This is a genomic window from Sphingomonas elodea ATCC 31461 (genome assembly GCF_000226955.1).
In the GTDB taxonomy this organism is placed as follows: domain Bacteria; phylum Pseudomonadota; class Alphaproteobacteria; order Sphingomonadales; family Sphingomonadaceae; genus Sphingomonas; species Sphingomonas elodea.
The window spans coordinates 1-11,207 of the sequence record NZ_AGFU01000066.1 but is presented as its reverse complement, the minus strand read 5'-3'; the positions used below and the strand labels follow the sequence as shown (position 1 = coordinate 11,207).

The following is an 11,207-nucleotide window of genomic DNA, read 5'->3' as shown; positions in this document are numbered from 1 at the left end:
ATCTACACTCTTTCCCTACACGACGCTCTTCCGATCTCATCTGGCGAATCAGCTCGAACCCGGTGACGTGCGGCAGCTGTACGTCCATGATCACGAGGTCGGGCTTGAACCGCAGCGCCGTGGGCACGGCTTCGCGCCCGTCGCGAACCGGCTCGGCCTCGTAGCCATGCGCCCGCAACAGGTCACAGAACAGCTTCAGGTTCAGTTCGTTGTCCTCGACAACGAGTACTCTTTTTGGCACGCGCTACCTCTACTCTGCGGGGCGGTGTTAGGCGATGGCGAACGCAGTGACAAATCCGGAAATGATAGCGCTACATGCGCTTGCGTGGATCCTTGGCGAATCGGGTCGGGCGAATCGGCTGCTGGACCTGACCGGACTGGATCCCGCTACCCTGCGCGCCCGCGCCGGCGAGCCTGCACTGCTGGCCGCGACGCTCGGTTTTCTCGAGGCGCATGAACCCGATCTGATCGCCTGTGCCGACGCGCTGGGATTTCCTCCGTCCGCGCTGGTCGAGGCGCGGCGCCAACTGGAACAGGCATGAGACCCCTACTGATCACCGATTGCGACGAAGTGCTCCTCCACATGGTGCGCCATTTCGGCGAGTGGCTCGGTGACACCCACGACATCGACTTCGCGCTGAACGGCAGCGATTTCGCGGATTCGATGCGCCGCCGCGGTGACGGCAGCACGCTGGAGCCGCAGGAAATGTGGGCGCTGCTCGACGGCTTCTTCCCGGCCGAGATGGAGCGGCAGACGCTGGTTCCCCATGCGCGCGAGGCGCTCGGCCGTCTCGCCGAGGTCGCCGACATCGTCGTGCTCACCAATCTCCAGGACCATTGCCGCGAGCACCGCATCACCCAGCTGGCCAATCACGGCATCGTCCACCGGGTCGAATGCAATCAGGGCGGCAAGGGCGGTCCCGTAGCCAGGCTGGTCGAGGAGCATGGCGCGCGGGTCGCGGTGTTCGTCGACGACCTTGCCGTTCATCACGAATCGGTGGCCAAGCACGCGCCGGACGTCTTCCGCCTGCACATGGTCGCCGAGCCCGGCCTCGCCCCCAAGGTGCCGCCGGCGCCCCATGCCCATGCCCGGATCGATGACTGGCGCGATGCCGAAGCCTGGATCCTGGAGCGTTTCGCCACCGCCTGAGCGCGCCCCTTGACCCTGGTGCGCGCCAGTGGTTGGGATCGAGGCATGACCACTGCCATCGATCGCAAGCTCGCCGAGCTCGGCCTCGCCCTCCCTGAGGCCGCCGCTCCTGTCGCCGCCTATGTCCCGGTCGTCGAGGCCGGCGGGCTGCTCCACGTTTCGGGCCAGCTGCCGTTCAAGGACGGCGCGCTGATGACCGGCCGTCTGGGCGAGGATCGCGACATCGCCTTCGGCACCGAGGCGGCGCAGCGTTGCGGCCTGATGCTGGTCGCACAGATCAATAAGGCGCTGGACGGCGACCTGAGCCGCGTGAAGCGCGTCGTGAAGCTGGGCGTGTTCGTCAATTCGACCGCCGACTTCACCGATCAGCCCAAGGTCGCCAACGGCGCCTCGGAATTGATGCAGGCGCTGTTCGGCGAGGCCGGCCGCCACGCCCGCAGCGCGGTGGGCGTCGCCGCCCTGCCGCTGGGCGCCGCCGTGGAAGTCGACGCCCTCTTCGAAATCGCCTGAACGCACGTCTCCCTCCGCGCTGGTGGTGCGGAGGGGCCTGTGGCGATCCAGCAACAGTACGTTACAAACTCCGTGTGCGGGTGCGAAGAAGGTTGCGCGCGCCCGCCGTCCTCCGGCAATGTTTTGTTGCAAACCGGAAGTCGCCGGGCCGTAGAGCCCATACAAATGCGATGCCGGTGGCAGCAGGCGGGAACCCTTGAAGTTCAATTGAAAGGGATTCCATGCGCTTCTCCCCGATCAGCCTCGGCGCGCTGCTGCTCGCCACGACCGCTCCCGCGATGGCGCAAGAGGCAGCTCCGGCTTCGACTCCGAGCATCACGATCAACGGCAACGCCACGCTGATCAGCGACTACAAGTTCCGCGGCGTGTCGCAGACCGATGGCAATTTCGCGGTCCAGGGCGGGGCGACGATCAGCCACGTCTCCGGCTTCTACGCCACCTTCTGGGGCTCGTCGGTCGACAATTACGTGACCGCGCACGGCTCGTCCCACCAGGAACTGGACCTGATCGCCGGCTACAAGCACAGCTTCAAGAACGGCGTCACGGTCGACGTCGGCGCGCTCTACTATGTCTATCCCGGCACGCGGCCGTCCGGCGACCATAGCTCGTCGGACTTCATCGAGCCCTATGTGTCGCTGTCCTACGCGCTGGGCCCGGTGCTCGCGAAGGGCACGGTCAACTATGCGCCGAAGCAGAAGGCGCTGGAGCTGGATCAGGGCGCCGACCCGAAGACGCCGAAGCAGGACAATCTCTACATCGCCGGTGATTTCTCCACCGCCATCCCGAAGACGCCGCTCAGCCTCACCGCGCATATCGGCCATACCTTCGGGCCGGACTGGCTGGCGATCGGCAAGGAATATACCGACTGGAGCCTGGGCGTCGCCTATACCTACAAGGCGCTGACCGTGGGCGTCTCCTATGTCGATACCGACGCCACGCTGATCACGCCCAGCGGCCATGACGCGGCCAAGGGCAGCATCCTCGGCTCGATCGGCGTCAGCTTCTGACCCCTTAGGGGCGCGGAAACGGCGGGGGCCCGTTCCCGTGCCCCTTCCAATAGAAAAGCGCCGGCCCGCGACCTGCGGACCGGCGCTTTTTCCATGCGCGAACGGGTGCGCTTATTGCGGCGTCCGGACGCTCGCATCCTTGTTGTCGCCCTGGGGCGATTTCAGGATGTCCTGGGTGGTCTTGCCCTTGTCGACCACGGTGGTCGACGGGCTGCCCGCGTTGCTGCGCACCCCGGCATCGGCGCTGGGCGCACCGGCCTGGTCGAGCGTCGCAGTCTCCGCCGGGCTGCGCGCCGCGGTGCCGCCGAACAGCGCCTCCAGCGCCTGGTCGGACGGGTTGGTATCCTGCGGGCGCGCCGCACCCGGCTGGGGCGGGCGCAGCGAGAAGTCGGGCGGGATCACCAGCGGTGCCTGGCGGGCCACCGCGAACTCGTCCGGACGCGCCCGATCATACCCCTTCTTGCCGCACGCCGAGAGCGAGGCCACGAGGGCGACGCCGGTCGCGACGAGGATCAACTTACGCATTGAATTTCTTCTCCACAGGGGCAGGCGACTTGGGGTTCTTGTCGCGAACGAGCAGGGCACGAAGCAGCAGGATCACCACACCGATGGTAATCGCCGCATCGGCGACGTTGAAGACCAAAAAGGGGCGCCACTCGCCGAAATGCAGATCGGCGAAATCGACGACATAGCCGAGGCGCGAGCGATCGAGGATGTTGCCGCAGGCCCCGCCCAGCACCAGGCCTAGCGCGGCAACGTCGCCCGCCTTCTTCTCGCGCAGCATCCACACGAGGACGCCAACGGCGATGCAGGCGGTCATCAGCCCCAGCAGCCAGCGTGTCGTCGGGCTGTTGGCGGAGAGCAGGCCCAGCGACACGCCGATATTCTTGACGAAGCGCAGGTCGAAGATCGGCGCCAGCGTCAGCGAATCATTCTGCACCACCAGCCCCAGCGGGCCGGTGACGATGTACTTGGTCAGCTGGTCGAGCAGGAACACGCCCAGCGCGGCCGCAAAACCGAAAATCCGCACCGACTTCATTCCGACACCACCTTCGTGCAGCGGTCGCACAGCGCCCCGTCCTGCGTCACTTCGGGAAGATGCCGCCAGCACCGGCCGCATTTGTGGCGATCGGTGGGCGTGACCGTGACAAATTCCAAGGGATCGCCCGTATCGATAGGCCCTAGAGCGATCTGTGCTTCGCTCACAATGAAAATTTCGGCCGCATCCACTTCGGCGAGAGGAGCAAACTGATTCTCGTCGCTTGCAGTCACTTTTACGCTAGCTTCGAGGCTTGAGCGGATGATCTTGTCTCTGCGAAGTGGCTCAATGGCCATGGTTACCACGCTCCGCAGATCTCGAAGAGAGCACCACTTGCTGTTCAGCGCTTCATTCACGAAATCTCCGCTTACTTGCGGCCATTCCAGCTCGTGGACCGAGCCGTCCTCGCTCGGGAAGCGGGCCTGCCACACTTCCTCGGCGGTGAAGGCGAGGATCGGCGCGGCGTAGCGGACCAGCGCGTGGAACAGCACGTCCAGCACGGTGCGATAGGCGCGGCGCTTGGGATCGCTCTCGGCGTCGCAATAGAGGCAGTCCTTGCGGATATCGAAGAAGAAGGCCGAGAGGTCCTCGTTCATGAAATCGCCGAGCGCGCGCGCATAGCGGTTGAACTCGAACGCCTCCGCCGCCGAGCGCAGCTCCGCATCCAGCGCCGCCAGCTTGTGGAGCACATAGCGCTCCAGCTCGGGCATGTCGGCGACCGCCACCTTCTCGGCCTCGCCGAACCCGTCGAGCGCGCCGAGCAGATAGCGGAAGGTGTTGCGGATCTTGCGATAGGCGTCGCCGGTGCCGGCCAGCACTTCCTTGCCGATGCGGACATCGTCGAAATAATCGGTCTGCGCGACCCAGAGGCGCAGGATGTCCGCGCCGCTCTCGCTGATGATCTTCAAGGGATCGACGACGTTGCCGAGCGACTTGGACATCTTCTTGCCCTGGCCGTCGAGCGCGAAGCCGTGGGTGAGCACCGCGTCATAGGGCGCCCGGCCGCGGGTGCCGGCGGACTCCAGCAGCGACGACTGGAACCAGCCGCGATGCTGGTCCGAGCCTTCGAGATAGAGGTTGGCGCGCACGCCTTCGCCGTAACGCGCCTCGATCACGAAGCTGTGGGTCGAGCCGCTGTCGAACCATACGTCGAGAATGTCGGTGACGACCTCATAGTCCTCGGCCCGGTAGTCGGGGCCGAGCAGCGCCTGGTGGTCGGCCTGGAACCAGGCATCGGCGCCGCCGGCGCGGAAGGCATCGAGGATACGGGCGTTGACCGCCGGATCGCGGAGATAGTCGCCGGTCGCGCGGTTCACATAGAGCGCGATCGGCACGCCCCAGGCGCGCTGGCGGCTGATCACCCAGTCCGGGCGGCCCTCGACCATCGCGCGGATGCGGTTGATCGAGCGCTCGGGCACCCAGCGGGTGCGTTCGATCGAATCGAGTGCGACTTCGCGGAGGGTTGGGGCGTTGGAAGCGCTCTTAAGCCCCTCCCCTTCAGGGGAGGGGTTGGGGTGGGGGATGCCAGAACGATCGTCGGTCTCGGTGAGACTCTGCCCCACCCCAAACCCCTCCCCTGAAGGGGAGGGGCTTAGCGCCGTCGCCCGGTCCATCGGGATGAACCACTGCGGGGTCGCGCGGAAGATGATCTTCGCCTTGCTCCGCCAGCTGTGCGGATAGCTGTGCTGGAAGTCGTCCGAGGCGGCGAGCAGCGCGCCGGCAGCACGCAGGTCCGAACAGATCGGGCCTTCGGCGCTGGTGAACTTCTTGTTGATCACCGATCCCTGGCCGCCGAGCCACAGCCAGTCGGCGCGGTACATGCCCGCGCCGTCGACCGCGAACACCGGATCGATGCCGTGCGCCTTGCACAGCAGGAAGTCGTCCTCGCCATGATCCGGCGCCATGTGGACGAGGCCGGTACCCGCATCGGTGGTGACGAAGTCGCCGGGCAGAAAGGGCCGCGGCTTGGCGAAGAACCCGCCGAGCGCGTGCATCGGGTGGCGCGCAACGGCGCCGGCAAGGTCGGAGCCCTTGAAGATGCGTCCCGTGGGTTCAACGCGGTCCCAAGCGCGGCTCGTAAACTGCTCGACAAGCGGAACTGCGATCAGCGCAAGGCGGCCCTCATCATAGACCGACTGCCCTTTGTCTCCCCCGGGTAGAACGTAATCGGCAACCGGCTTCCTCATGAGCCGAACGAGTTCGTACTCCACCTCCGGCCCATATGCCAAAGCCTGGTTCACCGGGATCGTCCACGGCGTGGTCGTCCAGATTACCGCATGCGCGCCGACCAGCTCGGGCGCGTTCGGTGCCTCGGTAATCTCGAACGCCACGTCGATCTGCGTCGACGTGATGTCCTCATACTCGACCTCGGCCTCGGCCAGCGCGGTCTTTTCGACCGGCGACCACATCACCGGCTTGGCGCCGCGATAGAGCTGGCCGCTCTCGGCGAACTTGAGCAGCTCCCCCGCGATCCGCGCCTCGGCGTCGAACTTCATGGTGAGATAGGGATCGTCCCAGTCGCCCAGGATGCCGAGCCGCTCGAACTGGCCGCGCTGCACCGCCACCCATTTTTCCGCATAGGCGCGGCATTCGGCGCGGAAGGCGACGGGGTCGACTTCGTCCTTGTTGAGCTTCTTGGCGCGGTACGCTTCCTCGACCTTCCACTCGATCGGCAGGCCGTGGCAGTCCCAGCCGGGGACATAGGGCGCGTCCTTGCCCATCAGGCTCTGGCTGCGGACGACGATGTCCTTCAGGATCTTGTTGAGCGCATGGCCCATATGGATGTCGCCATTGGCGTAGGGCGGGCCGTCGTGCAGCAGGAAGCGCTCGCGGCCGGCGCGGGCCTCGCGCAGCTTCTGGTAGAGGTTGATGCGCGCCCAGCGCTCGAGGATGGCGGGCTCCTTGGCAGCAAGGCCGGCCTTCATCGGGAAATCGGTCTTCGGCAGGAAGACGGTGTCGCGCCAGTCGCGCTGGGTGTCGGTTGCGTCAGTCATGGGTCGCGCGGGATTAGCCGGTGTGGCGGGGGAAGTCATCCCTTCCTTGCGCGCCGGCCCGCGCTGTCCGTGCGCGGGCTAGAACAGCCCGTCGTCGTCGTCGTCTTCCTCCACCGGGGCCTGGCTGGGCCCGGTGCTGCCGGCGAGCGCGAAGCGGCGATGGATCTCGCGTTCGCTGGCCATGGTGTAGCTGCGCGCCATGGCGTCGAGCAGGGGCGCGAGCGCCGCCTCGGCCGCGGCATCGGGCGCGTGGCAGGGGGCGGCCAGCATCTCCAGCTGCGCCACCGTGTCGCGCAGTGTCTCGCCGAACGCCGCCTCGCAATCGACGTTGCTGGTGGTCGTCGCAAGGATGCGGCTGACGGCGGCGGCGTCTTCGCCGAGACCGGCCATGCCCTCGCGCATCCGCTGGGCGCCGTCATGGATGCAGGCGAGCGACTCGGTGAGCGCCTCGGCCGCGTCGCCGCCTTGCTCGCCCTGCGGGTCGCGCAGCGCGGTCACCGCCGCGACCAGCGACTCGACCGAGTGGCGGATCTCTGCGGAAATGGTCGCCAGCGTGGTGGCGAACCCGCGAATCTCGGAGGCGACCATCGCCAGCGCCTTGCCCTCGTCGCCGAGGCGGTGGCAGCGCAGATCGGTGTTCCACGCCATCAGATGAACGTCGTGGTTCACCCGGTGGACGACGCGCAGCCGCTTCGCCAGTCGCTCGGCGCTGTCCGAGGTCGATCCGCCCAGCGCCTGGGCGCGGGAATCGGCCTCGCGCAGCCGTGCGGTGACCGCGGCGACGTCGGCGACGCTCTTTTCCAGCGCGGCGAGAAAGGCGCGGTTGTCGCCGCCGTCCTGGCGTTCGCCCTCGGCGCGGATCTCGAGCAGCTGCGCGGCGCTCGGCGCGATGCCGCGCAGGCTTTCCGCCAGTCGCCGCGACTCGGCGTGGAAGCCGTGGATCGTGTCGGCGGTCTGGGCGGCGAACAGCGCGATCATGTGGCCGCTCACCTGCACCGCCGTCGCGGCATCGGCCTGGTCGCGATACTGGATCAGCGCCTGCAGGCCGCTGGCGACATGCTCCAGCCGCTGACGGGTAATGTCGCCGATCTGCATCGCGCCGATCGCATTGGCGACCTGGCCGCGAATCTCGCGTGCCACCGCGGCGATGCGGCCGGCGCGGGCAGCGTCGGCGGCCTGGTGGCGCTGCAGCGCCTCGGCATCGGCGGCAAGCTTGCGGGGCACTTGCGGGATCACCTTGGCGCATTCCTGGGCCAGCTGGCGATCGACCTCGATCAGTGCCGGGATGCTCGCGGTGAGCCGCTCGATCTCGATGCCGATGCCGCCGATCTCGGTCTCGCCCACGTCGAGCCGCACGTTCATCGTGTCGGCGAAGTCGGCGAAACCGTTGCGGCCGGCGGCGGCAACCTTGATGTTGAGGCCGCAGATCCGCAGGAAGTCGAGCGTCCGCTTCACCTGCGAGATATGATGGGCGAGGGGGCGTGCGCCGGCGGCGATGCGCTCCAGGCCCGCCTGCCGCGCCGCCTGCACCGCGGGCAGCCGCTCCAGCCGGTCGGCCGTCGCGCGCATGTTCTCCACCGCCGCTTCCGCGGCATCGCGGCCGAGCGCGTTGGTCACGCCTTCCAGCGCGGTCACCAGCCGCTCGACGATCGCATAGGCCTGGGCCAGCGCCTCGCCCGCCGTGACGAAGCGGGCGTCGAGCCCGGCCGCGACCTGGCTGATCGTCGCCCGGATCGCGGGCAGCGACATCTCGGATTCGGGGGTGGGATCAGGAACGGGTGCGGCGTACATGGCCGTCTCCTTTGCAAGCGGTCATCGTGCCGTAGCCGAGAGCAGTTCATGGGCGATGTGCCCGAGAGGGATCACCTTTTCGGCAGCGTCGCGCGCGATCGCTTCCTTGGGCATGCCGAACACGACCGAGGTCGCCTCATCCTGCGCGAAGGTGCGGGCGCCGGCCTGGCGCATCTCGAGCAGGCCGCGGGCCCCGTCGTCGCCCATGCCGGTCATCAGGATGCCGACCGCATTGGACCCGGCCGCGCGGGCGGCGGAGCGGAACAGCACGTCGACCGAGGGGCGGTGGCGCGAGACCAGCGGCCCGTCGCGCACCGACACGTAATAGCGGGCCCCCTGCCGCTCGAGCAGGGTGTGCCGGCCACCCGGTGCGATCAGCACCTGGCCGCGCAGCACGGGGTCGCCATCGGCAGCTTCCTTCACGTCCACCTCGCACAGTCCGTTGAGGCGCTGGGCGAAGGCGCGGGTAAAATGCTCCGGCATATGCTGGACGATCACGATGCCCGGCGAATTGGCGGGCAAGGCCTCCAGCACTTCGCGCAGCGCCTCGGTGCCGCCGGTGGAGGCGCCCATGCACACCACCATCTCGGTCGTGCGGCTCATCGCCTTGCCGCTGGGCGGGGGCAGCATCACGTCGGCGGTGAGCTTCTTGGCCGGGGGATCGGCCCGCAGCACCCGCGGCGCGCGGCCCCGCACCCGGGCGCGTGCGGCGGCCTTCACCACGTCGCGGATCTGGAGATGGTGCTCGGCAAGGTGGTCGGCAACGCCCACCCGCGGCTTGAGGATCACGTCGACGGCGCCCGCCTCCATCGCCTGGAGCAGGGTATCGGATCCCTCCTCGGTCAGCGATGAGCACATCACCACCGGAATCGGGCACTGCGCCATCAGCTTGCGCAGGAAGGTGATGCCGTCCATGCGCGGCATCTCCACGTCCAGCGTGATGACGTCGGGCACCTGTTCCTGGATGCGGCGGGCGGCGCTGAACGGATCGGCGGCGGTGCCCATCACCTCGATGGCGGGATCCTCTTCCAGGATCGCCGCCATGGTCTGGCGCACGCTGGCCGAATCGTCGACGATCAGGACGCGGATCTTGCCCGGCATCAGTCGGCCCGCCGGAAGACGGTGTTGGCGACCTGCCGCAGCGGCAGGCCCAGGCCGGTGATCGATTCCGAATGGCCGAGGAACAGGAAGCCGCCCGGCGCCAGGCAGTCGTGCAGCTGGGACACGACCTTCTTCTGCGTGGGCTTGTCGAAATAGATGAGCACGTTGCGGCAGAAGATCAGGTGCATCGGATCGCCCACCGGATAGCGATCGTCCATCAGGTTGAGCCGGGCGAAGCCGACGGCGCTGCGCAGCCGCGGCACGATCCGCACGTCGCGTCGCTCCGGGTCCTTGGACGCCATCACATAGGTCCGGCGCAGCGCCGGGGGCACCGGATCGACCAGATCCGCCGGATAGATGCCGGCTCGGGCGGTCGCCAGTACCTCGGTATCGAGATCGGTGGCGAGGATGCCATATTCCGGCCCGCCGGTACGTGCGGCATGGTCGTCCAGCACCATCGCCAGCGTGTAGGGTTCGGGACCGGTCGAGCAGGCCGCACTCCAGGCGCGGACCCGGCGCACCCCCTGCGCTTCCAGCGCGGGCAGGGCGTGCGCGACCAGATAATCGAAATGCGCGGGCTCGCGGAAGAAGTCGGTCTTGTTGGTGGTGACCGCGTTGAGCAGGTGCACCCCCTCGGCGGCCAGATTGTTGTCGGTGAACAGGAAGTCGCAGTAGCGATCCAGCGTATCGACGCCCACGGCCCGCAGGCGGCGGCGGAGCCGGCCTTCGAGCATCGTCTTCTTCGTCTCCGGCATCTTGATGCCCGAGACGTCATAGATATGGGCGGCCAGCCGCGCGAAGTTGCGCTTGCTCATCGTGTCGAGCGGTGCGGCGGAGGCGGACGGATCCAGTGCGAGTGCTGCAGACAAGGACTGCTCCGTAACGCTCAGGCGGCGGCGCGTGCGGCGAGCACGCGAGCCTCCTCGGACGAGAAGATCTTCGCCATGTCGACTAGCACGACGAATCCTTCGGCCCGCTTAATGACGCCGCCGATATATTCGGAGGCCCAGCGCACGCCGATGTCGGGCGCCGCCTCGACCTGATCGGGGGTCACGCTACACACTTCCAATACCCGGTCTACCACCAGGCCCAGCACCAGCACGCGATCGGCGACCGGCACGTCCAGCACCAGGATCCGCGTGGCGGTGGTCGGTACGAAGGCCTCCAGGCCGAGCCGCTGGCGAAAGTCGATCGTGGGCACGCCCTGGCCACGCATGTCGGTCAGGCCGAGCAGATAGGCAGGCCCGTTGGGGATCCGGAAGGTCTCGCGATAGTCGAGGATCTCGCGCACCAGCGTCACCGGCACGGCGAAGATCTCCGCGCCCAGGCCGAAGGTGACGAGCTGAAGCTCCTTGCCCGGGCTCATGCCGCCTGCACGCCGAACTCTGCGTCCTCGGCATCGGGTCCGCCACTGGTGAGGTCGAGCGCGAAGCCGTTCACCCGTGCCTTCTGATCGGCGACGCTGCCGGGCTTGTGGCGGGGTGCCGGCTTGGCTGCCGGCTTGGCTGCCGGCTTCGCGGCCGGGCGACGGGCCGGGGCGGGGACATGCCCGCGGGCATGCTGGTCGACCCGGAAATAGGCGATGCTGGCCTGGAGCTCCTCGGCCTGCGCCGCGA

Annotated in this window: 11 protein-coding genes and 1 pseudogene; 4 read left to right on the top strand and 8 right to left on the bottom strand. The window is 67.8% G+C overall.

The genetic code is table 11. From position 1 onward, the window contains the following. Positions 1-275 precede the first annotated feature (275 nt). From KK7_RS0116090 to KK7_RS0116075, 4 genes are all read left to right on the top strand, one after another. Positions 276-542: a DUF3572 domain-containing protein gene (locus KK7_RS0116090; RefSeq protein ID WP_029623358.1), complete on the top strand. Its 267-nt coding sequence runs from the start codon at positions 276-278 to the stop codon at positions 540-542. Then, entirely contained in the window at positions 539-1,150 is a 612-nt protein-coding gene (locus tag KK7_RS0116085) for a hypothetical protein (RefSeq protein WP_010545672.1), read from the top strand. The genes KK7_RS0116090 and KK7_RS0116085 overlap by 4 nt, the downstream gene beginning before the upstream one ends. 45 nt (positions 1,151-1,195) lie before the next feature. Beyond that, positions 1,196-1,660, top strand: a complete 465-nt coding sequence (locus KK7_RS0116080) for a RidA family protein (RefSeq protein WP_010545671.1) — start codon at positions 1,196-1,198, stop codon at positions 1,658-1,660. Between the two features lie 221 nt (positions 1,661-1,881). After that, the gene (locus tag KK7_RS0116075) at positions 1,882-2,667 is read left to right on the top strand and encodes a TorF family putative porin (RefSeq protein ID WP_010545670.1); all 786 of its coding nucleotides are present in this window, start codon (positions 1,882-1,884) and stop codon (positions 2,665-2,667) included. 111 nt (positions 2,668-2,778) lie between these two features. On the opposite strand, the gene KK7_RS0116070 is transcribed toward KK7_RS0116075, so the two are convergent. The 8 genes and pseudogenes from KK7_RS0116070 to KK7_RS21000 all read right to left on the bottom strand — a co-directional run. Beyond that, positions 2,779-3,192 (bottom strand): DUF3035 domain-containing protein, encoded by a 414-nt coding sequence (locus KK7_RS0116070; RefSeq protein WP_010545669.1) that lies wholly within the window; start codon positions 3,190-3,192, stop codon positions 2,779-2,781. Further along, entirely contained in the window at positions 3,185-3,706 is a 522-nt protein-coding gene (gene lspA / locus KK7_RS0116065; RefSeq protein WP_010545668.1) for a signal peptidase II, read from the bottom strand. Before lspA ends, KK7_RS0116070 begins: the two co-directional genes overlap by 8 nt. Further along, entirely contained in the window at positions 3,703-6,699 is a 2,997-nt protein-coding gene (gene ileS / locus KK7_RS0116060; protein WP_010545667.1) for an isoleucine--tRNA ligase, read from the bottom strand. Before ileS ends, lspA begins: the two co-directional genes overlap by 4 nt. Positions 6,700-6,777: 78 nt before the next feature. Then, entirely contained in the window at positions 6,778-8,490 is a 1,713-nt protein-coding gene (locus KK7_RS0116055) for a hypothetical protein (RefSeq protein WP_010545666.1), read from the bottom strand. A gap of 21 nt (positions 8,491-8,511) precedes the next feature. Continuing rightward, positions 8,512-9,591 carry a protein-glutamate methylesterase/protein-glutamine glutaminase gene (locus KK7_RS0116050; RefSeq protein ID WP_010545665.1) on the bottom strand — a complete coding sequence of 360 codons (1,080 nt, stop codon included), beginning with the start codon at positions 9,589-9,591 and terminating at the stop codon, positions 8,512-8,514. Then, the gene (locus KK7_RS0116045; RefSeq protein ID WP_040598918.1) at positions 9,591-10,406 is read right to left on the bottom strand and encodes a CheR family methyltransferase; all 816 of its coding nucleotides are present in this window, start codon (positions 10,404-10,406) and stop codon (positions 9,591-9,593) included. Before KK7_RS0116045 ends, KK7_RS0116050 begins: the two co-directional genes overlap by 1 nt. A gap of 71 nt (positions 10,407-10,477) precedes the next feature. Then, positions 10,478-10,957 (bottom strand): chemotaxis protein CheW, encoded by a 480-nt coding sequence (locus KK7_RS0116040; RefSeq protein ID WP_010545663.1) that lies wholly within the window; start codon positions 10,955-10,957, stop codon positions 10,478-10,480. Beyond that, positions 10,954-11,207 (bottom strand): annotated as a pseudogene (locus KK7_RS21000) (methyl-accepting chemotaxis protein); the annotation flags it as partial. The pseudogene KK7_RS21000 and the gene KK7_RS0116040, both read right to left, overlap by 4 nt.

Excerpts from the sequence above, each read along its gene's own strand:
- KK7_RS0116090 (WP_029623358.1), top strand. The coding sequence starts at position 276 with ATGGCGAACGCAGTGACAAATCCGGAAATGATAGCGCTACATGCGCTT.
- KK7_RS0116085 (WP_010545672.1), top strand. The coding sequence starts at position 539 with ATGAGACCCCTACTGATCACCGATTGCGACGAAGTGCTCCTCCACATG.
- KK7_RS0116080 (WP_010545671.1), top strand. The coding sequence starts at position 1,196 with ATGACCACTGCCATCGATCGCAAGCTCGCCGAGCTCGGCCTCGCCCTC.
- KK7_RS0116075 (WP_010545670.1), top strand. The coding sequence starts at position 1,882 with ATGCGCTTCTCCCCGATCAGCCTCGGCGCGCTGCTGCTCGCCACGACC.
- KK7_RS0116070 (WP_010545669.1), bottom strand. The coding sequence starts at position 3,192 with ATGCGTAAGTTGATCCTCGTCGCGACCGGCGTCGCCCTCGTGGCCTCG.
- lspA (WP_010545668.1), bottom strand. The coding sequence starts at position 3,706 with ATGAAGTCGGTGCGGATTTTCGGTTTTGCGGCCGCGCTGGGCGTGTTC.
- ileS (WP_010545667.1), bottom strand. The coding sequence starts at position 6,699 with ATGACTGACGCAACCGACACCCAGCGCGACTGGCGCGACACCGTCTTC.
- KK7_RS0116055 (WP_010545666.1), bottom strand. The coding sequence starts at position 8,490 with ATGTACGCCGCACCCGTTCCTGATCCCACCCCCGAATCCGAGATGTCG.
- KK7_RS0116050 (WP_010545665.1), bottom strand. The coding sequence starts at position 9,591 with ATGCCGGGCAAGATCCGCGTCCTGATCGTCGACGATTCGGCCAGCGTG.
- KK7_RS0116045 (WP_040598918.1), bottom strand. The coding sequence starts at position 10,406 with ATGAGCAAGCGCAACTTCGCGCGGCTGGCCGCCCATATCTATGACGTC.
- KK7_RS0116040 (WP_010545663.1), bottom strand. The coding sequence starts at position 10,957 with ATGAGCCCGGGCAAGGAGCTTCAGCTCGTCACCTTCGGCCTGGGCGCG.